At 41.5% G+C, this 23,168-nt stretch carries 23 protein-coding genes and 1 pseudogene; 5 read left to right on the top strand and 19 right to left on the bottom strand.

The features are described from left to right. Window positions 1-10: 10 nt before the first annotated feature. The 7 genes and pseudogenes from D0907_RS03340 to argC all read right to left on the bottom strand — a co-directional run bounded on the left by D0907_RS03340 (window position 11) and on the right by argC (window position 6,660). On the bottom strand, window positions 11-538 hold the full coding sequence (locus D0907_RS03340) for a hypothetical protein (RefSeq protein ID WP_036970877.1): 528 nt from the start codon (window positions 536-538) through the stop codon (window positions 11-13). A gap of 7 nt (window positions 539-545) precedes the next feature. Beyond that, a complete protein-coding gene (locus tag D0907_RS03335) occupies window positions 546-752 on the bottom strand; it encodes a hypothetical protein (protein ID WP_036970879.1) in 207 nt (68 codons plus the stop codon). Between the two features lie 583 nt (window positions 753-1,335). Beyond that, window positions 1,336-2,697 (bottom strand): annotated as a pseudogene (gene argH, locus D0907_RS03330) (argininosuccinate lyase); the annotation flags it as partial. 51 nt (window positions 2,698-2,748) lie between these two features. Then, complete coding sequence (locus D0907_RS03325) at window positions 2,749-3,951, bottom strand: argininosuccinate synthase (RefSeq protein ID WP_036970883.1); 1,203 nt, start codon at window positions 3,949-3,951, stop codon at window positions 2,749-2,751. A 9-nt stretch (window positions 3,952-3,960) separates the two neighbouring features. Then, entirely contained in the window at window positions 3,961-4,881 is a 921-nt protein-coding gene (locus D0907_RS03320) for an ornithine carbamoyltransferase (protein WP_036970885.1), read from the bottom strand. Between the two features lie 7 nt (window positions 4,882-4,888). After that, window positions 4,889-5,650: an acetylglutamate kinase gene (gene argB / locus D0907_RS03315; RefSeq protein WP_036970887.1), complete on the bottom strand. Its 762-nt coding sequence runs from the start codon at window positions 5,648-5,650 to the stop codon at window positions 4,889-4,891. Next, window positions 5,650-6,660, bottom strand: coding sequence for an N-acetyl-gamma-glutamyl-phosphate reductase (gene argC / locus D0907_RS03310; RefSeq protein WP_065978016.1), 1,011 nt, complete (start codon window positions 6,658-6,660; stop codon window positions 5,650-5,652). The genes argB and argC overlap by 1 nt, the downstream gene beginning before the upstream one ends. Before the next feature lie 221 nt (window positions 6,661-6,881). Here argC and argE point away from each other — a divergent pair, with 221 nt between their 5' ends. Next, the gene (argE, locus tag D0907_RS03305; RefSeq protein WP_036970890.1) at window positions 6,882-8,036 is read left to right on the top strand and encodes an acetylornithine deacetylase; all 1,155 of its coding nucleotides are present in this window, start codon (window positions 6,882-6,884) and stop codon (window positions 8,034-8,036) included. A gap of 262 nt (window positions 8,037-8,298) precedes the next feature. On the opposite strand, the gene panP is transcribed toward argE, so the two are convergent. Continuing rightward, window positions 8,299-9,927, bottom strand: coding sequence for a pyridoxal-dependent aspartate 1-decarboxylase PanP (panP, locus tag D0907_RS03300; RefSeq protein WP_036970892.1), 1,629 nt, complete (start codon window positions 9,925-9,927; stop codon window positions 8,299-8,301). A gap of 248 nt (window positions 9,928-10,175) precedes the next feature. Between panP and D0907_RS03295 the strand changes: the two genes are divergently transcribed. Continuing rightward, window positions 10,176-12,035, top strand: coding sequence for an EAL domain-containing protein (locus tag D0907_RS03295; RefSeq protein ID WP_036970894.1), 1,860 nt, complete (start codon window positions 10,176-10,178; stop codon window positions 12,033-12,035). On the opposite strand, the gene trmB is transcribed toward D0907_RS03295, so the two are convergent. The 8 genes from trmB to folB form a co-directional block, all read right to left on the bottom strand. After that, entirely contained in the window at window positions 12,032-12,697 is a 666-nt protein-coding gene (gene trmB, locus D0907_RS03290; protein WP_118844011.1) for a tRNA (guanine(46)-N(7))-methyltransferase TrmB, read from the bottom strand. The two genes, D0907_RS03295 and trmB, sit on opposite strands and share 4 nt — an antisense overlap. Next, on the bottom strand, window positions 12,697-13,464 hold the full coding sequence (locus tag D0907_RS03285; RefSeq protein WP_036970898.1) for an ABC transporter permease: 768 nt from the start codon (window positions 13,462-13,464) through the stop codon (window positions 12,697-12,699). Before D0907_RS03285 ends, trmB begins: the two co-directional genes overlap by 1 nt. Next, window positions 13,464-14,393 (bottom strand): ABC transporter ATP-binding protein, encoded by a 930-nt coding sequence (locus tag D0907_RS03280; protein ID WP_036970900.1) that lies wholly within the window; start codon window positions 14,391-14,393, stop codon window positions 13,464-13,466. Before D0907_RS03280 ends, D0907_RS03285 begins: the two co-directional genes overlap by 1 nt. Then, complete coding sequence (locus tag D0907_RS03275; protein WP_036970902.1) at window positions 14,390-15,013, bottom strand: flavin prenyltransferase UbiX; 624 nt, start codon at window positions 15,011-15,013, stop codon at window positions 14,390-14,392. Before D0907_RS03275 ends, D0907_RS03280 begins: the two co-directional genes overlap by 4 nt. A 21-nt stretch (window positions 15,014-15,034) precedes the next feature. Continuing rightward, entirely contained in the window at window positions 15,035-16,378 is a 1,344-nt protein-coding gene (gene mpl, locus D0907_RS03270) for a UDP-N-acetylmuramate:L-alanyl-gamma-D-glutamyl-meso-diaminopimelate ligase (protein WP_118844010.1), read from the bottom strand. A gap of 161 nt (window positions 16,379-16,539) precedes the next feature. Continuing rightward, window positions 16,540-17,343, bottom strand: a complete 804-nt coding sequence (locus tag D0907_RS03265; RefSeq protein ID WP_036970908.1) for an undecaprenyl-diphosphate phosphatase — start codon at window positions 17,341-17,343, stop codon at window positions 16,540-16,542. After that, entirely contained in the window at window positions 17,340-17,828 is a 489-nt protein-coding gene (folK, locus tag D0907_RS03260; protein ID WP_118844009.1) for a 2-amino-4-hydroxy-6-hydroxymethyldihydropteridine diphosphokinase, read from the bottom strand. Before folK ends, D0907_RS03265 begins: the two co-directional genes overlap by 4 nt. A 1-nt stretch (window position 17,829) precedes the next feature. Beyond that, entirely contained in the window at window positions 17,830-18,186 is a 357-nt protein-coding gene (folB, locus tag D0907_RS03255) for a dihydroneopterin aldolase (protein WP_036970914.1), read from the bottom strand. Between the two features lie 226 nt (window positions 18,187-18,412). Between folB and plsY the strand changes: the two genes are divergently transcribed. After that, entirely contained in the window at window positions 18,413-19,021 is a 609-nt protein-coding gene (plsY, locus tag D0907_RS03250; protein WP_036970917.1) for a glycerol-3-phosphate 1-O-acyltransferase PlsY, read from the top strand. 1 nt (window position 19,022) lies between these two features. Here plsY and tsaD read toward each other — a convergent pair whose 3' ends face one another. The 3 genes from tsaD to D0907_RS03235 form a co-directional block, all read right to left on the bottom strand. After that, on the bottom strand, window positions 19,023-20,036 hold the full coding sequence (gene tsaD / locus D0907_RS03245) for a tRNA (adenosine(37)-N6)-threonylcarbamoyltransferase complex transferase subunit TsaD (protein WP_036970921.1): 1,014 nt from the start codon (window positions 20,034-20,036) through the stop codon (window positions 19,023-19,025). 61 nt (window positions 20,037-20,097) lie between these two features. After that, window positions 20,098-20,688 (bottom strand): YjaG family protein, encoded by a 591-nt coding sequence (locus D0907_RS03240; protein WP_036970924.1) that lies wholly within the window; start codon window positions 20,686-20,688, stop codon window positions 20,098-20,100. Next, complete coding sequence (locus tag D0907_RS03235) at window positions 20,672-21,037, bottom strand: putative signal transducing protein (RefSeq protein WP_065978009.1); 366 nt, start codon at window positions 21,035-21,037, stop codon at window positions 20,672-20,674. The genes D0907_RS03240 and D0907_RS03235 overlap by 17 nt, the downstream gene beginning before the upstream one ends. An 85-nt stretch (window positions 21,038-21,122) precedes the next feature. On the opposite strand from D0907_RS03235, the gene D0907_RS03230 reads away from it, so the two are divergent. Together D0907_RS03230 and D0907_RS03225 are read left to right on the top strand one after the other, a co-directional pair. Beyond that, on the top strand, window positions 21,123-21,530 hold the full coding sequence (locus D0907_RS03230) for a DUF2721 domain-containing protein (RefSeq protein ID WP_036970930.1): 408 nt from the start codon (window positions 21,123-21,125) through the stop codon (window positions 21,528-21,530). Window positions 21,531-21,582: 52 nt separating this feature from the next. Further along, window positions 21,583-23,109 carry a DUF3369 domain-containing protein gene (locus D0907_RS03225; RefSeq protein ID WP_118844008.1) on the top strand — a complete coding sequence of 509 codons (1,527 nt, stop codon included), beginning with the start codon at window positions 21,583-21,585 and terminating at the stop codon, window positions 23,107-23,109. Window positions 23,110-23,168: the final 59 nt, after the last annotated feature.

Here is a 23,168-nt window from a genome sequence, read left to right as displayed (position 1 = left end):
CTTAACTTTTTTAAGCTAACTTATGAGTTTTGAGAGAATTATGTATAAATGTTTTAAACTTATTCAATCCAAGAAAGTCACGATCAACAATCAAAGCAACAATCATACAAAAGTCTACAATATTTACTCCTAAAGAGTAGATATCCCATAAAATCCAATGAGTTGTATTTTTATATACCTGCACATCTAAATACACTGCAAGAAATAAAATTGTGTTAATTAAAAGGCCTGTGATGAGGTAAGCAAAGGAAGGAGTTGTACGTTTTATAATAAAAAATGAAACAACTAAAAACGTAAGAGTTGCAATGTCATATAATGCCCATTCAAGAAAAGTAGCAGCTGTATAAGAAATCCAACTAAAGAAGTAATCTCCCGCCATGTAAGAGATCATCATAATAGTAGAGCTTACGAGCAACGTGGTCTTACGCTTATTTTCGTCGATAAAATAAACAAAAATATTAAAGAAAAACGCCATTAAAAATCCCCATGCACTCATCGCAGATAGGGAAAAAAAACCAAGTTGCTCAGTAAAAAACATTCAGTACCTATTGCTCTTTCTTACTTGGTGGGAACATCGCACCACCACCACGTTGAATCTCAGCACCACTTGATAAAGAAAGCGCTTCACTTGATATGCTCACTGTATCAGATTGCAGGGTTTTATTACTAGTAGTTTGTTCCAAAGCGGGCTTTGTTTGTTGCATTTGGCTGTAAGCTTGCATTTGAAGTTGGCTATTGTTCGTAACTTGCATGAGTTAAATCCTTTAAAGTTATTAGTTGTTTACAATAAGCTTACAACAGGTTGTAAGCTGAGTTAAGCGTTCTCATTCTTTTGACGCTTTTTGCAGTAAAATAACTGCTGTCTCTAACTTTGCAATTAGTGATCCAACTTTTTAGAAACAACGATCATTTTGATCAATTTCGGCTGATCTTTGTAAATTTTAGGCATAAAAAAACGCACAGGGGTAACCGTGCGTTTTTCCTATCCAGGGAGTTAAGCCTCGTTTTTACACGGGATCACCGCATTATCACAAGACTTCAAAATGAATTTCGTTCTTTTAACGTGAGCGACACACATTATTTTCATCGTGTATAAGACAAACAGCCTCATCACACTTTTTGCATAACGAGTAATACATTATGGCGTTGAGTTAATAGACATCGTGCCAAATTTTTGGCTATTGTTTATAAACTATCAGCACCACACTATAAAATGTCTGTGCACGCTGTCACTTTGGTGCGGCAAGAATTCAGCCATCCATAGCTTTGAGCCGAAATAACAGAACCATTAATTCGGCATCAGCTTAATGTGCATTACACATCTTTATTAGCAGACTTCTTGGCATTATCGATGGCGCTCGTTACTTGTTCTAACGAAGTACCCCCTAAAGCCTGTCGCGCTTTAATACATGCATCTATTTCTAATACAGGATATACATCTGATTCGAAAATGCTATGCACAGATTTGAATTGCTCTAAACTTAAATCTTCTAAGTTATTCCCTTCGGTAATAGCCATTTGCACTAAGGTGCCTACGATGTGGTGGCCTTCTCTGAAGGGGATGCCTTTAGCCACTAAATAGTCAGCCAATTCGGTGGCGTTAGAGTGCCCCCCTTTTGCTGCGGCTAGGGTCTTTTCAGCATTAACTTTAATCCCTTTAATGCAAGCTTGTGCCATATGAATACACGCAAGCCACGTTGGCATCGCATCAAACAAGCCTTCTTTGTCTTCTTGCATATCTTTATTATATGCAAGTGGTAAGGCCTTTAAGGTCATCATCATGGCACTAAAAGCACCAAAAACTCGCCCTGTCTTACCCCGAATTAGCTCAAGTGCATCTGGGTTTTTCTTTTGTGGCATCAATGATGAACCCGACGTCACACCATCCGACAATTCAACAAACCCTGCTTCACCAGAATTATAGAAAATAAGATCTTCAGCCATACGAGATAAATGAATCATTGAGATAGAGGCACAGCTTAATAGCTCCACCACAAAGTCGCGATCAGACACTGCATCAAGACTGTTGCGCGTTGCAGCGGTAAAACCTAGCCCCTCGGCAAGCGTTTGCCTGTCAATTGGGTACGCCGTACCAGCCAGTGCGCCACTGCCTAATGGACAAAAGTTCATACGCTTTTTCGCATCTGTTAAACGACTTTCATCACGCTCAAGCATTTCCACATACGCCATGCACCAATGACTAAAGAGCACGGGCTGCGCGCGTTGCAAATGTGTATAACCCGGTAAAATAGTACCCAGCTCACGTTCTGCTAAAGCAATAAATTCGGCCTTTAAATCAGCAATAGCGTCAAGAATATGATCCGCTGTATCGCGACACCATAAACGGAAATCTGTAGCAACTTGGTCGTTGCGGCTACGACCTGTGTGAAGTTTTTTTGCTAAGTCGCCAACTTTGTCAATTAATGCCGACTCAACATAAGAATGAATATCTTCATGCCCTGCCACAGCGACAGCCTGTGGATTAGCTTTAACCTCATCCAACAGAGTATTAAGTGCTGCGACAAGATCGTCGTATTCTTGTTGATTTAACACATCAACCTGTTTAAGCGCACCGGCCCACGCAACTGAGCCAATAATATCTTGCTCTGCAAGCTGATAATCAAAGGGAAGTGAATCGTTAAATTGCTTAAATGCTTCATCTGGACCCGTAGAAAAACGTCCGCCCCATAATGCCATTGAATTCTCTCCAAACGCTGATATTGCCCCGCTGAACGGGGCAAAATAAAATTATTTTTTCGTTAATGCAGAGATTCTGCTCGAAAGTGAGAATAAACGAATAAACCCTTCAGCATGTGATTGGTCGTATACATCATCTTCACCAAAGGTTGCAAAGTCTTCACTGTATAAGCTGTTAGGTGACTTCTTCTGCACTGCAGTTACTTGACCTTTATACAGTTTAAGAACAATTTCACCTGTTGCCAGCTTTGAGAGTGATTCAGCAGCTGCAAGAATTGAATCTTTAAGCGGCGTAAACCAACGGCCGTCATACACTAAGTGTGAGAACTCACCACCCAGCACTTCTTTCCACTTGCGGCTTGATTTATCTAACACGAGCTCATCAACAGCTTGCAGTGCAGCCATGATTACTGTGCCCCCTGGTGTTTCATAACAACCACGCGATTTCATACCGACTAAACGGTTTTCAACAATATCTACACGGCCTACACCATGTGGCGCTGCGATATCATTTAGCTTAACTAAACAATCGTATGGTTTTAATGTCTCACCATTAACCGCAACCACTTCACCTTCTACTACGTTTAATGTCACATATTCAGGCTCGTTTGGTGCTTGCTCTGGAGAGTTAGTCCAGGTCCACACTTGATCGCTCGGTTGGCACCATGGATCTTCAAGCTCGCCACCTTCGTGCGAAATGTGCCATGCGTTTGCATCACGGCTGTAAATTTTTGTAGCAGATGCTGAACAAGGGATATTACGCTCAGCCAAGTAATCTAGTAATGATTCACGGCTTGATAAATCCCATTCACGCCATGGCGCAATCACTTTAAGATCAGGCGCTAATGCTGCGAAACATGATTCAAAACGCACTTGGTCGTTACCTTTACCTGTGCAGCCATGCGACAGTGCATCAGCCCCCACTTTACGCGCAATCTCTACTTGTGCTTTTGCAATAATAGGGCGCGCCATCGACGTACCCAGTAAATAAGTACCTTCGTAGATAGAGCCTGTTTTTAATGTCGGATAAATATAATCACTGACCATTTCGTCTTTTAGGTCAACCACATAACACTCAGATGCACCTGAAGCGATTGCTTTGGCCTCAACGCCTTCAAGCTCTTCAGCACCTTGGCCTACATCAGCAACGAATGCGATAACTTCACAGCCGTAGTTCTCTTTTAACCACGGCACGATTGCCGATGTATCTAGACCACCAGAATAGGCTAATACGACTTTTTTGATTGAACTCATTGGTGTTCCTTAAACAAAATTTGGATTTAATAATGTGACAAGCAGTGCGTTTTGCGCATGCATACGATTTTCTGCTTGTTGAATAATTTTTGATGCAGGGCCATCCATTACCTCAGAGGTAATTTCAAATTCGCGATGAGCTGGCTGGCAATGCAACACTGTTTGCGCGCCCGTTTGATCAAGCAACGCTTGATTTAACTGGTACGGCATATATTTAGCCTTAACTTGCTCAAGTGGGGTTTTATCTCCCATAGATACCCACGTATCAGCATAGACTGCATTTGCGCCGACTGCCGCTTCAATTCTGTCACTGACCATCACAGATGCACCATTCATGGCTGCAATTTGCTCTGCTTGTTTGAGAATCTGTGAATCTGGAGAACTCCCCTTAGGGCAAACCGCCACAAAATCAGTCCCTAACGTTGCAGCAAGTAACATAAGTGAATGCGTCACGTTATTGCCTTCACCTAAATAAGCAAGCTTCAGTTTACTGACATCGCCGTGTACTTCTTGCAGCGTTAAGAAATCCGCTAATGCTTGGCATGGGTGGTATAAATCACACAGACTATTCACCACAGGCACTGACGAAAATTCAGCAAGCGTAGTTAATGTTTTATGTGCAAATACACGAGCCACAATACCGTCGGCCCAAGTAGAAATATTTAAAGCAAAATCTTTCACCGATTCACGTGCACCCATAGCCCCATTTTGTGAGTCTAAATACACAGCATGGCCACCTAATTTATTAATGCCTATATCGAATGATAAACGCGTGCGTAAGCTTGGTTTTTCGAATAATGTCACCACTGATTTGCCCGCTAACGCTTGGCTAAAATCAACAGGGTTTGCTTTAATTTTTTGCGCTAAGTCTAATAATTTAAGCGCGCCTTTTTGGTCTAATTCAAGACCCGATAAAAAGTGAGTTAACATGTAATACCTATGGTGTAATCTTTGTTCCAACGTGCTCGCCTTGCAATAAAGCGACTAAATTTTCTGGCTTTAACCAGCTTGAGATATACACACCACGTCGTAAATGTTGGGCAGCAAGAAGACTGGTCTTAACTTTGACCTCCATCCCGCCCTGAATAACTCCTTGAAGAATTAATGCATCTATTTGCTGCGTATTAAGTTGATGTAATGGTTGCTTATTTGCATCAAGTACCGCTTCTACATCAGTCATAAAAATAAGTTCTGCATCAAGCTCTTTCGCAATCGCTGCGGCCGCTTCATCTGCATTTACGTTGTACCAAAGTCCCTCTTCATCAAAACCAATAGAGCTGACTAATGGTAGACGGCCTTGTTCAATTAAGCTGGGTAAAATACTGTCGATACTGTCACAGCATTGCCCAACTTGCCCCAACGCTTTTAATTTTTGCTTAACCACAACACCGGCTTCATAAAGGCTCATACCCACAGGTTTATGACCCGAGGCAATGGCTTGACTCATTAGTTGTTTATTAGCACAGCCAGCTAACGCCCCAACGATGTATGGCATTTGTTCTTTTGGACTGATACGTAAACCTTGGTGCTTAGCACTGGCGAATCCCGCATCCATAAGCCATGCATCAACTAATGCACCCCCACCATGAACAATCACAAAGTTAGCTTGCTGTTGTGAGATTAAAACATCAAATAGGGCTTTTGCAGCATCGGCAGTATTTAATACCGCACCGCCAATTTTAATGACCCATGTTTTCATCATAACGCTCCTACTAATCCGGTATGATGAGGTATACCCATCGCTAAATTAATACATTGCAATGCTTGCCCAGCCGCCCCTTTTAACAGGTTATCAATGGCCGACATAACAATGAGCTGTTCGCCTTTTTGTTGCCACGCAATATCAACATACGGCTGTTTAGCAACGCCTTTAATACTGGGTATTTTGCTTCCAAGTAAACGAATCAACGGTTCATCGGCTAACACCTGATACGCTTCTGTTACTTGCTCTGGTGTTACACCGGGTTTTAATTGCACATAAATAGTTTCTAAAATTCCCCGCGGAAAATTCCCCAAATGCGGGGTAAATAACACAGGATGGCCTAAATGTTGTTCAATTTCAGGTGTGTGCCTGTGGTTAAATAACCCATAAGGCGCAAGTGATACTTCGCAAAAATGCGTATTAACACTCGCTTTTCTACCCGCCCCCGTGACGCCTGACACGGCATTAATAATAATTGTTTGCTCTGCTAATAAGCCGGCTTCTTTCAATGGTTTTAATGAGTTAAGTGCGGCTGTAGGATAACAGCCTGCAACCGCAACCAAATTTGCCTGACTGATTGCATCCGCATTCCACTCTGCTAGTCCATAGGCTGCTTGTGTTAAAAGCGTTGGATGCTGATGCGCAAAGCCATAGTAAGTGAGGTAATCCTCATTCCCAGCTAAACGAAAGCCGCCTGATAAATCGAATACTTTTTTACCCATTGCTAAAAATCGAGGAGCAAGGTCAACACTCACTTCATGATCTGTACATAAACACACGTAATCAGCATGCTGTTCGATGTCGGTATAAGCGGCTGCTGTTAATGGCTGTAATGGATGGTCTAAAAGCCCTAAATGCTCAGGATATAAGTCACTTAAACACTTATTTTTATCTAAGCTGCCCTCAGAGACATAACATGCCTTTAAAGTTAGTTGTGGGTGCTTGGCGACTAAACTCGCAAGCTCTGCGCCGCTATATCCACTTGCGCCAATAATCACTACATTCATTGCTTGGTTTTACCTATTTAACTTATCTATTTACACATTTAAAACTACTCGCTGTTTAGCGAATAAAAACACTATCTAAAGTAATGAAATAAGGTTATCGTCGTTTTGTGTTCATACGCTACTTTAAAGTATATTTATGCTCAAAAAGTGAATTGATATTCATAATAAATACTTTTATATTGTTATGCAATTAGATTGAATAATTATTTTTGGATTTTTTTATGTCGCTTCCCTCTTTTTTATCGATGTATCAACAATTGATTGCTGCGCCTTCAATTAGTGCAATTGAAGACTCTTTATGCATGAGCAATAAAGAGGTCATTACCTTACTTGCCAATTGGTGCGAAACCTTAGGCTTTAGCTGCGAAATTACAGAGCTTGAGCATGGCAAAGGTCGCTTTAATTTATTAGCGAGACGGGGTGAAGGTGAAGGGGGACTGATGTTAGCGGGCCACACCGATACCGTGCCATTTGATGACAGCCGCTGGAATTATGATCCGTTTAAATTAAGCGAGCATGACAACAAGTTATTCGGTTTAGGCAGCATTGATATGAAAGGTTTTTTTGCTTTTGTACTGCAGGCCATTAGTGAGCTTGATGCAAGCCAGCAAACAGAGCCTTTATTAATTTTAGCCACAGCCGATGAAGAAACGACAATGGCGGGTGCTCAGCAAATATGTCGCCACCCTAATTTAAAGCCCGCGCGCTGTATTATTGGCGAGCCAACAGACATGACACCGGTGTTTACTCATAAAGGCCACATGAGTTCAGCGATTCGCGTTGTGGGTCGTTCGGGTCACAGCTCAGACCCTGAGCGAGGCTTAAATGCCATCGAAGTCATGCATAAAATGATTACAAAACTGTTAATCATTAAAGACGAATTAAAGAATAAATATTCAGTTGAGCACTTTGTAATACCGTACCCAACATTAAACCTAGGTCATATTCATGGCGGCGATAACGCAAACCGTATTTGTGGCTGCTGTGAAATGCACATTGATATGCGCCCACTACCCGGTTTAAGCGTACAAGAGCTGCAAGCCATTTTGATTAATGCAGCCAATGAAATAAATACTGAGTATCCAAACGCTGTCAGCGTTATTGACTTACACGACCCAATACCTGCATTCAGCGGCAGCACAGATAGCGCTTTAGTAAAACTGGCAGAAAAGGTGTCAGGCCAACCTGCGGTTGCAGTTAACTACTGCACCGAAGCGCCGTTTATTCAACAATTAGGCTGTGAAACGATTGTTATGGGGCCAGGGTCAATCAACCAAGCACATCAGCCTGATGAGTTTTTAGCCATGGAAAAAATCAAACCATCGCAACAGATCATCAGTGAAATGATTAAGGCTAGCTGTTTTCAAAAGGCATAATACCATTTTGCAATAATTTTTAATCATTTTGAGGGATTAAACCAGTCGCTAACTGCGTTAAAAATTGCTGATTTACGACTGCATAGATGCAGAAGGTAGAGCAATGCAGGAGCAATGCAGGAGCAATTGCCGAGAATACCTAAATAACGAAATTTTTGCATTGTTATCAACGAGCTTTTATTGCCTCAACCTTGCTCATTGAAATACGCAAATTGGTATAAAAAAAGGAGCTTTCAAGCTCCTTTTTACTTATTTATATCACCTAATCCATGTACTTACTTAAATACTTTTTAAATACAGGATCTGTTTTAGACAGTTCTTTTTGCTCTGCAAGAATATCTTTTAATATAGCCTTTGACGTAAGCGGATTCGCTAACACAACTCTAAACACCACGGTAGGCTGGTAATCGTATTGCGCAGGGGTTAAACGTGTACGCGATACAAAAGAACGCCCAGCTTCACGCTGACGTTTTTGCATACTGGCCGTAAAACGGTTCAGTGAAGCATAAATATCGAGTTTAGTTTCTTCGTCAGCATTTTTAAGTTTTTCTTGAATCTGTTTAGGGACATATCGATAGGTTAATAAACACAATTCAGGTTCTGAAATCAGCTCAAAGTCTTCGTCTTGCCTAATTAATTCAGCAAAGGTACGTGCTTTAACGATACTGCGATCAATCAGCATCTCGTAACCTTTACGACCAATGACACGTAAGCATGCATGCACCAACATTGCCATGCCTGGGCGACTACCTTCAAGCGTATGACTCCCCAAATCTTTTGAGCCTTTACGTAAAATATACTCTGCATGATGCTCAATCGCATCGGTTGCTGCTGGGTCTTTAAATAACACTAAACCAGCGCCCATTGGCACATACATCTGTTTGTGGGCATCGATTGTAATTGAATCGGCTCGCTCAACACCACTCAATAAATGGCGATAGTTTTGCGATAATAAGGTTGCTCCTCCCCATGCTGCATCAACATGGAAATGACAGCCCAATTCTTCACTTAAATCAGCCATATCATTAAGGGGGTCAATACTGCCTGTTTCCGTAGTACCCGCAACACCTACCAGCGCCATTACCTTAATGCCTGCCGCTTCCAGTTCTTGCGCTTTTTCACGCATGGCTTGAATGTCTACTTTATTGTTCTTATCGGTTTTTATTGCAATGATATTGTCGCGACCAATTCCCAATAAATCGACTGTTTTACCAAGAGAGTAATGACCTCGTTCAGAAACCAGTACAGCAAGCCCTTTATAGCCATAATGCAACATACCCGCAATTAAGCCTTGAGCTGCAATTCCTTTGTAATCGCCATCCGCTCTTAATAAACGGTTTCGTGCAATCCACAGTGCGGTAATGTTGGCAACTGTCCCCCCTGAGCAAAATGCACCGAGTGACGTTTTTGCACTATGCATCCACTTACTGTAAAACGCATCATCTTGTCCATATACAAGGTGATGCATCATACCAAGCACTTGTCGTTCAAGTGGGGTGAACGCTTTTGAGGTTTCAATTTTTACTAAGTTTTGATTCAGACCTACCATCAACTTTGATAACGGCAGTACAAAGTGCGGTAAAGCAGAAGTCATGTGGCCAATAAAGCTAGGCGCGGCTGTATGAACTGAATGCGCAACAAGTTGCTCCATAATATCTTGAGCATAGTCAGATACAAATGTGGGCTCTTCTGGAATCATTGCCGATTGAAAGTCTTTCTCTATCTCATGAAGAGGCTTCTCAATCGCAGCAATATTCTCGTTTAAGAATCCTGCAAGGTTGCTTGAAATCTCTGATTCAATTTTACTCAGTGTCGAGTCTGGTGCTTCTGGCACCGTAAAAATACGAATCAAACTTTCTTTAGAGGCGACGGCACAACGCTTTTGATCCATCCTAATACCCATTATAAGCAGCTTAAAAATGAACCCAATGCAGGAACATTGAGGTTTACATTTTGCGGCACTGTTTCTATGAAATTGGCTAACTTTACTGGAATATCATGAAAATGTCTCGCTTAAAGCCAAAAAGCCATGCTTTCGGTGACAAAAAAATGATCGATGGGTGAATTTTGTCGTAATTTTCTGCTATCAGCTGCGTATTTTTTAAGTATAATCAAGTCATAACTGCAAAGGGAACACCTATGCCGAATGGAATGCAAAGAACACGCTGGCTTATTTATGGTTTTGCCGCATTTTTTATTAGCTTATTTGGCTATATTTATTACACCTATGAATCAACACGTAGTGAGATAATGGCGAATGTTGATGCCAAATTACTCAATGCGGCAATCAGTGTTAAGCATATTTTAGGGGATGATTATCATACCCGTGTGAATGCAGGCCAAACTATTTCACCTGAGCTGTATAAAGATAAGAGCAGGGCTTTATCTGACTACGCTAAGCAAATGCAGGTAGCGTATGTATATGCGATGGTGCTGCGCGATGATACGGTATTCTTTAGTGCCTCTAGCTATACTCAAAAAGATCACAACAGTGGACGCGTGACACACTTTTTAGATGCGTACCCTGAAGCCACCGACATCAATAAAGAAGCTTTTTTTTCGACAGAACCCGTTTTTGAAATATCACAAGATCACTGGGGCAACTTTAAAAGTATCTTTGTGACCTTTGTTGACAAAAACGGCCACACTTATATTACAGGTGCAGACATTGCTATTGATGATCTCAATGAGCAACTGCAACACAGCATAACAAAAGCAACCATTACAAGCGGCTTCTTTTTCTTTATTGTTGCTTTAATCGCGTGGCTTTATTTTTTACAGCTTAAACGCTCACTCCTGACTGATGCTCGCACCGGCTTTGCCAATCATATTGCGCTCGAGAATTACATAGAAAGAACAACCAGACACCGCATGGAACTTGCTGTTATCAGTATCAATGAGCTTGAGGATATTAGTAGTTTTTATGGCACCGATGTCAGCGATAGAGTGATGGCTAATCTACTCACATATTTTCAATCCCGCATACCAAGCGAGAGCGCAATCTTTCGTTTAGCGACGAATAAAATCGCATTATTGAATATTCGCAACGCTGAGCAACGTATTGACGATATTATCAATACCTTTAATCACGCAATTCCTGTGCTAAGCGAGCCATTTATTTATATTACTTTGCATGCTGGAATCGCCTCGTGTAACAAACTCATGCTCATAGAAAATGCACATATAGCCTTGCAACAAGCCAAGTTAAATAATCAACGTATTGTTCGCTATGAGAATGTATTTAAACAAGTTGAAGAGCAATTTAGACACAACGTCACTCTCGCTAAAGAAGTTAGAGAAGCGTTCGATAACAATCGAATCGTGCCCTACTTTCAGCCAATTTATAACACGGAACTTAAGCAAATAAGTCACTATGAAAGCTTAGCCAGAATGGCAACTGCACAAGGTCGGATTCATTGCCCTGATTACTTTATGGCTGTATTAAAACGCTCACGCATGGACGGGTTGTTAACACGCACCATGTTTTCACGATGTATTGAACAATTCAGAAAGACAAATGTGCGCTGGAGTATCAATATCACCGCGCAAGATATTCTCGATCCAAGTTTAAGTGAATTTCTAGAGCAGCAATTAAGGCGTTACCCAAAACCACACAATATTATTTTTGAGTTTCATGAAACTGAAGCCATTGCATACTTTAGCCAAGTGAAAGCCTTTATTAGTTTATTAAAGAATAAAGGGGCGCAAGTGATGATCAATGAATTTGGTGCGGGGTACTCAAACTTGTCTCACATTTTAAAGCTTGAAGTGGATGGCTTAAAGCTCGACAAAGACCTAGTAAGCCAAATACACAATAATGCCGATAGTTTTATGTTTATAGAGCATTTAGTGAAGTATGCTCAGCAATTAAACTTAGCGGTTATTGCTGAGCAAGTAGAAAGTGAGCAAATTGCCGATGCACTTTCACGTGCGGGTATCACACTCATGCAAGGTAATTATTTTGCTCCACCCACTCCCTACATTAACACGCAAATTTAAAGGTTTATGACCAAGCGGTGGCTCTGCTGTCCACTGGCCCAATACTTTCGCTCGAACGGCGTAATAGGCACATCGTGTTCATAGCGTTCAACTTGGCATGGATGTCCAGCCAACTCAAGGGCGCGAGCGAACTCTTTAACGTAGATATCCCAGTTACTTCTGAGCTCTAATCGGCCGCCAAGTTTAACAATAAATGGAAAAATTGCGGCCCCATGCCAGCGCCTTTGTAAGTGCTTAGCTTTTGGCCAAGGGTTTGGATAAAGCAGATAATGGTGAGTTGGCTGCCAATTTGCTGCAACCGCTAAACGCCAAAAATCATTTAAATCAGCTTGTACCAAAATATACTGGCCAGTGTCTGTTTGTTTATATTCAATATCGTGCTTATCTAAACGATGTGACGACTTGTCAATTCCAATAACAAGTGCCTCTGGGTGGCGCTTAGCAAGATTAGCGGTACTCTCTCCCACCCCACAGCATGAATCAAGAATAATTGGTCCATTGAATGCGTGAACTTTTTCATTCACTTGGTCAAATGCAGCTTGCGTGTGCGCTGCAATTGGTTTTTTAAACTCTGCACTTAAGTGCTTTAAAACAATCTCGTCTAGCTTGTCATGCAAGCCGGGTTGATTCGATACAATACTTCTCGAATTTGCATCTGTCATTAGTGTCTAAGCCCCACACCGCGTTTAATTAGCGTTAAAGCTAACGTAAATAACCCCACAATAAATAATCCTAGTACACCAAACGCGACCGATAAGTCGACATCCGACACACCTAAGAAGCCATACCTAAATGCATTAACCATATATATAATTGGGTTTACTTGCGATACCCCCTGCCAAAACTCAGGTAACAGGGTAATCGAGTAAAACACCCCACCTAAGTAGGTTAATGGCGTTAAAATGAACGTAGGTATAATGCTGATGTCATCAAAGCTATTTGCGTAAATTGCATTTATTAAGCCCCCCAGAGCAAATACGGCTGAGGTTAAAATCACAGTCGCCATAATCACGAAAATATTGTGAATTTGAATATCAACAAATAGCAAAGACACGCACGTAACAATTAAGCCAACCAACATGCCTCGTGTCATACCTCCACCCATGTAGCCTAGTACAATGATGTAATTAGGCACCGGTGCCACAAGTAGCTCTTCGATACTTTTTTGGAATTTAGTGGAATAAAAGCTCGACGCCACATTAGAGTAAGAGTTAGTAATCACCGACATCATGATGAGGCCAGGTACTATAAATTCCATGTAGGAAAAACCACCCATATCACCAATGCGTGAGCCAATTAGGTTACCAAAAATAACAAAATAAAGGCTCATCGTAATTGCTGGCGGTACCAGCGTTTGCACCCAAATACGTAAAAAACGAATACACTCTTTAATCCAAATACTCTTTAGCGCTACACCATATTTAAACATTATTCGCCTCGCCCTTGTTCTAATAAACCCACAAACAACTCTTCTAATCGATTGGCCTTATTACGCATACTGAGCACTGTATTGCCTTGCTCGGTTAACGCCGTAAACACCTGATTTAGCCCCTGCGATTTAGCCACCTCAACTTCTAAGGTATGATCATCGGTTAAAGTAAACTGATAACCATCAAGGCTGATAGGGTTAACTGGCTGTTTTAAGTCAAGCACGAAGGTTTCTTTATCAAGCTTGGCAAGTAACGCTTTAATTGTGGTGTTTTCGACAATCACACCACTATCAATAATAGCGATGTTCTTACACAACAATTCCGCTTCTTCTAAATAGTGCGTGGTAAGAATAATGGTAACGCCTTGTTTATTGATTTCACGCAAGAAATCCCACATAGAGCGACGCAGTTCAATATCAACCCCCGCCGTAGGCTCATCAAGAATAAGTAACTTTGGTTCGTGCATAAGCGCACGGGCAATCATTAAACGGCGCTTCATTCCCCCCGATAACGTGCGAGCTTGTTTATCTTTTTTCTCAAATAAACCAAGTTGTTTTAGGTATTTTTCAGCACGTTCATGAGCAAGCTTTCTTGGTACGCCATAGTAGCCAGCTTGATTAACTAATATTTGGTTAAGCGTTTCAAACTGGCTAAAGTTAAACTCTTGCGGTACTAAGCCGAGCTCTGATTTTGCAGCTTCGAGATCTGTATCGATATTATGACCAAAGACTTCAACACGGCCTGCGCTTTTATTCACAAGTGATGAAATCACGCCAATTGTGGTTGATTTACCCGCCCCATTGGGACCTAACAAAGCAAAAAAGTCGCCTTGTTTTACCTGTAAATCAATCCCTTTTACGGCTTCAACGCCATTTTTATAAACCTTTTTAAGGCCTTCAATATTTAATGCGATTGTCTGTTCGCTCACTGTTTGCCCTCTCCATAACCCCAACGTTTCGTTAGAGTATGTTCAATATGTAAATGATCTAAAATACGTGCCACCATAAAATCGACCAAGTCAGAAATGTGCTCAGGTTTATGATAAAACCCGGGTGCTGCAGGCATAATGGTGACACCCAATTTTGCTAACTTGAGCATGTTTTCTAGGTGTATTTCACTAAAAGGTGTTTCGCGTGGCACCAAAATAAGCTGACCACGTTCTTTAATAACCACATCAGCAGCACGTTCCAATAAGTTATCAGATGCGCCAACGGCAATGGCCGAGACTGAGCCTGCACTGCAAGGACACACCACCATTTTTTTAGGGGCTGCCGAGCCCGATGCTACGGGGCTAAACCAATTATCTTTACCAAATACTTTTAGCTGCTCTGGGGCTGCATTGAACAGCTTACTAAGCTGCTCTGTCGCTTTGTCTTCATTACCTGAAAGCTTAATATTTGATTCGGTATCAAGTACCACACGCGCAGCGCTTGAGATCAACACGTACACTTGAAACTGTTGTTCTAATAATACTTCTAACAACCTTAAACCGTAAGGCGCGCCCGACGCGCCACTAAACGCTAGGGTTATTTTATCTTTAAATTGCATACAGTTAACTCCGTATACTGGTTAGTTTTGTTCTAATACCGTGATCAAGCGCTGATGAATACCTTCAAAACCACCATTACTCATAATCAAAATATGGTGATGGGCAGCCGCACTGTTTGCAACCAACGTAATGATTTCCTCAGTACTCGTGCTGCAGTGCATACCCGCTTTGTCAGCATAGTCTTTTAATGACCAACTCAAATTTTCTGGCTCAAACAAATACACCTCATCGGCTGCACTAAGCGAGTCAATAAGCGTTTGCTGATGCACGCCCATTTTCATGGTGTTCGAACGGGGCTCTAGTATCGCAATAATTTTCTCATTGCCGACTTTAGCGCGCAGGCCTGCTAAAGTCGTTTTTATCGCGGTTGGGTGATGGGCAAAATCGTCATACACTTTAATGCCCTTTATATCAGCTTTGAGTTCCATGCGACGCTTAGGTGAAATAAACTCAGCTAAACCTGCAATGCTCACGGGCACAGCGATACCGACATGACGCGCAGCTGCAATCGCCATAATCGCATTTTTGACATTATGTTCGCCCATAGCTTGCCACGACACAACGCCCTGTACTTCTCCCGCTAACAACACTTCAAACTCGCTGCCATCCGCTTTAAGTAAGCGATAATCCCAATCACCTGACAGCGTTTCGCTATCACTCCAAAGGCCGCGCTCAATCACATCCTGCAGTGCTTCATCTTGGCTTGGCCAGATAACTTTGCCACTACAGGGTAATGTACGCATCAAGTGATGAAATTGTTTTTTAATCGCATTTAAATCTTCAAAAATATCAGCATGATCAAATTCAAGATTATTGAGGATTAAGGTCCGTGGTAAGTAATGCACAAACTTACTGCGTTTATCAAAAAAGGCGGTGTCATATTCATCGGCTTCAATGACAAAAAAAGGCGTCTCACAAACTCGTGCTGATACCCCAAAGTTTTGCACAATGCCACCAATCAAAAAGCCCGGTTTCATACCTGCATATTCTAGCAGCCATGCCAACATACTCGCGGTTGTCGTTTTACCATGCGTGCCTGCGACAGCAAGCACCCATGAGTTTTGCAATAAATTATGCTTAAGCCATTCTGGGCCTGAGGTGTAAGGTAAGCCTTTATCGAGCACATATTCCACACAGGGGTTACCACGGCTCATCGCATTGCCAATGACCACCATATCGGGCGCGGGGTCTAATTGTGTAATGTCATAACCTTGAGTTAGCGTAATGCCAAGCTCTTCCAGCTGCGTACTCATTGGGGGGTAAACATTTTGATCAGAGCCTGTCACTGTGTGACCCAACGATTTAGCGATTGCGGCAATCCCGCCCATAAAGGTGCCACAAATTCCAAGAATATGAATATGCATCTACTGTCCTGAACAAAATGAATTACGAAAAAATAAAGCGTTATAATGCCAAATATAACCTTTACTTACCATGATTAGACGGCAATAGACTTTTGCCGAATAGCAAACATAAAAAAACACCTCAAGACCGAGGTGTTTTTTAAAGTGAGTAAAACGGTTTTTTACAGCATTAAAAATGCAAATAAACCGACACCAAGTAACAAGCGATAGATAACAAATGGCATCATGCCCATGCGCTCAATTACTTTTAAGAAAAAGAAAATACAGGCATAAGCCGAAACAAACGATAGACCTGCACCGAGTAAAATAGCTTGCCAATCAATCGCTTCACCTGCAGTTGCAAGTTGATATATATAATATGAACCTGCCGCAGCAATGACCGGAATCGACATTAAAAACGAAAAACGTGCTGCGCTTTGCTTATTTAAACCCAGCAATAAACCCACGGTTATCGTTATGCCAGAGCGCGACGTGCCAGGAAAGACCATTGCCAGCACTTGCGAAAAACCCAACAGTAACGCACTAAAAAAATTTACTTGGTAGATATTTTTTACTTGTTTTGCTTTTACATCGGCATACCAAAGTAACAAGCCGAAAACGATAGTTGAAGTGGCAATCACCCACGCATTTCGTGAATAGCTCTCTACAAAGTCTTTAAATAAGTACCCAATTAATAACGCAGGAATCGTGGCAACAATGATCCACCAGCCCAAACGGCTGTCATCGGTTGCGCCTTGTGAGCCAAACGACTTAAACCAAGCCCCCAAAATATCAACCACTTCTTTACGGAAATACAGTACCACCGCACCAAGCGTACCTACGTGTACTGCAACATCAAATGCTAAACCTTGATCATGCCAGCCTAAAACTTGCGAAGGTAAAATTAAATGCGCTGAGCTCGAAATAGGTAAAAACTCAGTCAATCCTTGAATTAAGGCTAAAACAATTATCTCAATAATACTCATGGGTTAGTAAACTCCACCTTCCATAGTTTTTGTTGTGGGTTGTTATAATTTTCCCATAGCTCAGCCAGTGTTTGCTTAGCTACAGGGTGAAAAAAATCAGGGGCAATTTCTGCTAGCGGTTTTAAAACAAACGCATTTTTTGTTATTTCATCACGCGGTAATTGCGCTGGCGAATCGCAAATAATGTCATCATAAAACAATAAATCAAGGTCTAATGTTCTAGGACTAAACTTTTTATCTTCACGAGTACGACCGTTATCTAACTCTATTTGCTTCAGTAATTTACACAGCTCAGGCAATGGCATGTCAGTATTCGCACCAAGCACTGAGTTATAAAAATTATTACCCGCAAATCCCACCGCTTCACTTTCATATACCGATGAATGAACACTATCAGGGAAATACGGCTTTAACGTCTTTAATGCTTGGCGAATATAATGCTCTTTATTTACATTCGAGCCTAAGCTGATAAAAATCTGTGCCATATTAACTTGCCTTGTGACGGGTGATTTCGACTCCCACCGTTTTAGCTTGAGGAACCGCAGCTGGTTTGCTGACACGAATTGTGACTTGGCTGGTTGTAAATTCGGTTAAAATAATCGCGGCGAGTTGTTCAACTAAGGTTTCAAGAAGCTCGACGGGTTTTGCCGTCGTGTGCGCTATAACGCGTTCACTGACTTTAGCGTAATCAAGCGCTAAGTTTATATCATCGGTTGCCGCTGCGGCTGAAATATCACACACCATTTCAATATCAAAATACAGGCTTTGTTTCGTTTCTTTTTCAAAATCATACACGCCTATAATGGTGTCTACGTGCAGTTGTGATATGTATACCTTGTCCATTGATACTCCAAGCGACATAAATATTAAAACCAATACCTATCGTATACGCGTATTAATTTCAATAATGCGCACAGAGCTGTCATAAAGTTTTAATATATAAAAATTCCCTCTACAATAACGGGTAGATGCACTGCAAAATGTAGCGTACTATCTACTCAAAAGTAGCGGCAGATGGTTTTGCCGCCAATGATAGCCCAAAAGTGCAGATTAAAAAATAAGGAAGCGCGTGTTAGAAGTTTTAATGTTAGTTTTAGCCTATTTACTGGGGTCGGTTTCCTCCGCTATCCTCGTGTCTAGGTTATTTAAACTACCAGACCCACGCAGTCACGGATCGAATAACCCCGGTGCCACCAATGTGTACCGACTTGGTGGAAAAGTCCCGGCTGTATTAGTGCTGGTGTTTGATATTTTAAAAGGCACCATCCCTGTGTGGGGCGCTTATTTCTTAAAAATCGAACCGCTGATGTTAGGTTTAATTGGCGTCGCAGCGTGTTTAGGGCATATGTACCCTGTATTTTTCAGCTTTAAAGGGGGTAAAGCCGTTGCTACGGCCTTTGGTACTTTACTACCTATTGGATTATCTTTAGGTGGATTATTAATCGCGACTTGGCTATTAATAATCGCAATAACGCGCTATTCGTCACTTGCAGCACTTATTACAGTGTCGCTTGCCCCACTTTATACATGGTGGATAAAACCACTTTATACGTTGCCAGTCACGTTTTTAACACTGTTGATTATTTTCCGTCACAGAGCAAACATAACCCGTTTATTAAGTGGTGAAGAGCCAAAAGTAGGGACTAAGAAAAAAGCCCCTGACAATAACAACGACTAAGTTACAGCGCTTCTAAAGAGTCGATTGGCCAGCGCGGCTTAGTTTTCATATCAAGGCTTGCAAACTGCCCCGCTTTAAGGCGTTGCATGCCCGCGTAGGCGATCATAGCGCCGTTATCTGTACAAAATTCAGTGCGAGGATAATACACACGACCTTTCATGCCTTGCATTACACGCTCTAATTGCGCACGTAATTGAACGTTAGCGCTCACTCCACCGGCAATCACTAAGCGTTTAATACCTGTTTGTTTAAGGGCACGCTTACACTTAATAATCAACGTATCAATTACTGCAGTTTGAAATGCGTGGGCTATGTCAGCTTTAGTCTGCTCATCATCAGCACTGTCACGAATAGCAAGCGATGCAGCCGTTTTTAAACCACTGAAGCTGAAATCGAGCCCAGGTTTATCTGTCATCGGACGTGGAAACACAAACCGTTCAGGCGTGCCTTGCTCAGCTAGTTTTGCTAAACGAGGGCCCCCTGGGTAATCAAGTCCTAATAACTTCGCTGTTTTATCAAATGCTTCACCTGCCGCATCATCGACAGATTCACCCAGTACTTCGTACTCACCAATTCCTGACACTTTCACCATCATTGTATGCCCACCCGATACAAGTAGCGCAATAAACGGGAATTCAGGCTTATCTTCTTCGAGCATTGGCGCCAGTAAATGCCCTTCCATGTGGTGCACAGCGACAGCAGGAATATTCCAGCCATAAGCAAGAGAGCGACCGATAGAGGTGCCCACTAACAAAGCCCCCACTAAACCTGGCCCTGCGGTGTAAGCAATGCCGTCAATATCGTCAGGACCACAACCGGCTTGCGCAAAAGCTGCGTCGATTAATGGCAAAGTTTTACGTACATGGTCGCGTGATGCAAGCTCAGGTACCACACCACCGTAGTCTGCGTGCACTTTAACTTGGCTGTATAGTTGATGTGCTAATAAGCCTTGTTCATCATCGTAAATGGCAATACCTGTTTCATCACATGATGATTCAATACCTAAAATTCGCATCAATTACTCCGCCAAGAAAAATAAGCGCGTATTTTACAGCTAAAATACGCATTACTGAACACTAAATTGCAATACCAATGTTGGTTTGACCGTCTGAAATAGCAAGCTGCTTGAGCTCTTTTACGTTTTCTGAGGTAATTCGGCCCATTTGCTCAACAAAATCAATTAGCTCTGCAAGCACATCCATCTCGTACTGCATTAGCGGGTGTTCGCGGACTGATTTGTTATCAGCCACTTCACCTTCAACCGTTAATTGGTATTCAATAAAGCGTGCAACAGAGGCTTGTGAAATTTTGCTAATGTTTAAAAACTCTTGGTCATCTTTAGCCATCAGACCATGCAACATTCCCAATAATGCGGTTGCAGTGTCAATAGCGGGGTAAGTGCCAAACATATCAAAGTCACTGAGCTCTGGTACATTAGGCTCAATTTTTTCAATTTGCTTTTCAAGGCTTATCTTACTTTTTGGCAGTAATATTTTTTCCCAGCATACATTCAGTGCGCTGCGAAATACCGCTGCGTCACCAAAGCCAGTTGCTTCACTAAATAAGCTGTAATTAGGCAACATACGCTCAAGAAGCGCGCCGCCTAATACCGCTTTTTGCAAATAGTTTAATTCTCTAATGCGTTGAAAATTATTCGCTTTCGTCATTCTTAACAGTCCTACAAGACCAACATATTTCAAATGTTGGGCCATTCAGTTCGCTGCATGATGGGCAAACCCAGTCTGGAGCCGATTGTTTTACTTGCCGGTAGTTTACCAATATTTCTTGTGCATGGCGCTCTTTTAATGCGTAAACAAGAATATCAACCCCCGTTTGTTCAAAGGGAATCTCTCCCATTGCACCTTGCAGAAGCTCACCTTGCAGTTGGCATTGTATTCCTGCGGTATGTAAAAGCCCTTTTATAATATTAGCTTCAAGCCCATTAGCGGCTTGGTAGATACGTACCCATGAAAAAGGTTCTGACGTAGTTGGTTGATTTAAATTATTTTTATGCAAATTTACTCTCTTTTACTTTGCAGCTTTAGCAACCTAAGCTACCCTAGCAATTGACCCTGCTACAACCTATATTGAAGGTAGCCTTATGACATTAACAACGCCTGGGCTGTTATTCCCGGCCATTTCTTTACTTTTACTTGCTTACACCAATCGCTTTTTGGTACTTGCCCAACTCATTCGAGAACTGAATGCGCGCGAAGGAGAAAGTATTCGTCCTTTGGTTGTTGCACAAATCGCCAACCTCAGAAAGCGTATTAAACTGATTCGTATAATGCAAGTTTACGGCGTGGCATCATTTCTCATGTGTACCTTGTCAATGTTCGCTTTGTTTATTGAGTTTAATACAACAGGCATCATATTATTTGGACTCAGTCTTGCTTGCTTAACTTTATCGCTTCTTACCTCTTTATATGAGATTCATATTTCATGTGATGCAATAGAAATTGAATTAAGAAATATAGAAAAAAAACCCTTAGTGGATAAGGCAGAGTAAATTTCTGCCTCTATACTTATTGTTACCTGATACGACAATAAGTGGTGCTTGTGTGGATGATTTTTTATTTTCTGAAGAACGGTTAGAAGAAAATAACGTACAAACTGAAGAACCAGAATACTGGCATATTCTTGTTGTTGATGACGAAGAAGATATTCATCAAGTTACCAAGCTTGTACTAGCTGGTTTTCAATTTGAAAATAAAAGCTTACGCTTCTACGATGCCTATTCTGCAGCAGAGGCTAAAGAGCTTTTGAAAAAAGATATCCCTTTTTCAGTGGCACTTGTTGATGTCGTCATGGAAACAAACCATGCGGGACTTGAACTTATTCAGTATATTAGGGACGACATTGATAACCACCATATCCGCCTAATTCTTCGTACCGGACAACCAGGTGAAGCACCTGAAGAATCTATTATCCGTGATTACGATATAAACGATTACAAAAACAAAACCGAATTAACAGCCATAAAAATTAAAACACTGCTCTATTCTGCACTGAGATCTCATCGTGATATCCAAATTATTGATCGCCATAAACATGGCCTCGAACAAATCATAAATGCCTCAGCTAACTTTTTAAAATGCGACAGTGTGCAAGAATTTGCATCCACTATTTTAAGCCACGTGACAAATGTGATGGGTATAAACGACACTCAAATTTATTGTGCTGCTGCGGTTAATTTACAATCATCTCCTGCAACAGACTTTCAATTATTGGCGGCTTCAGGCGTTGGGCCTATCCCCAGTCAAAATAATATTCCTGACGAAGTTAAAAGTTTATTTATTGATGCTCATGATCGTAAGTCATCACTAAAAACAAGCACCGACTACATTGGTTACTTTCCAACCAAAGCGGGCCTTGAAACTATGCTGTATGTAAATAAAGGAAGTAAATTACATGCTACCGATCATCAACTTCTTGAGTTTTATGCAAACAATATTGCACTGGCCTATGACAATCTTAAATTGCGCGAAATGGTAAAAGAATCGCAAAAGGAATTGTCCTATATTCTTGGTGAAGCAGTAGAAAAACGCTCTAAAGAAACAGGCTCACATGTTAAACGTGTCGCGTTATACAGCGAGTTACTTGCAAAACTATCAGAACTTAATCCCTTTCAGTGTGAAATCATCAAGCTTGCCTCCCCCTTACACGACATAGGAAAAATAAGTATCCCTGACAACATCTTAAATAAGCCCGGAAAATTAGATGAGACAGAATGGGAAATAATGAAGACACACGCTGAAGTAGGTTATGAAATTCTAAAAAATTCAAGTAACGAGATCATGACTTGCGGCGCAATGATCTCACTTCAGCACCATGAAAAGTGGGATGGCTCTGGGTATCCACACGGTTTAGCAGGTAAAGATATTCATATCGTTGGTCGTATAACTGCGCTTGCTGACGTGTTTGACGCTCTATGCAGTGACCGTTGTTACAAAAAAGCGTGGCCACTCGATGAAGCACTTGCACTAATAAAAAATCAACGTTCGAAACATTTTGATCCAACTTTAGTCGACTTATTACTTGAAAATTTACCACTTTTCTTGGAGATTAAAGACCGTTACCCTGACTAGTTGTAACTTACCTGTAAAACAACACTTTTAAAAATGGGTACAATAATTTACTATACTCA

The organism is Pseudoalteromonas lipolytica (genome assembly GCF_003515105.1).
Taxonomy (GTDB): domain Bacteria; phylum Pseudomonadota; class Gammaproteobacteria; order Enterobacterales; family Alteromonadaceae; genus Pseudoalteromonas; species Pseudoalteromonas lipolytica.
The sequence above is the reverse complement of the archived record's forward strand: the minus strand, read 5'-3'. Positions and strand labels throughout refer to the sequence as shown.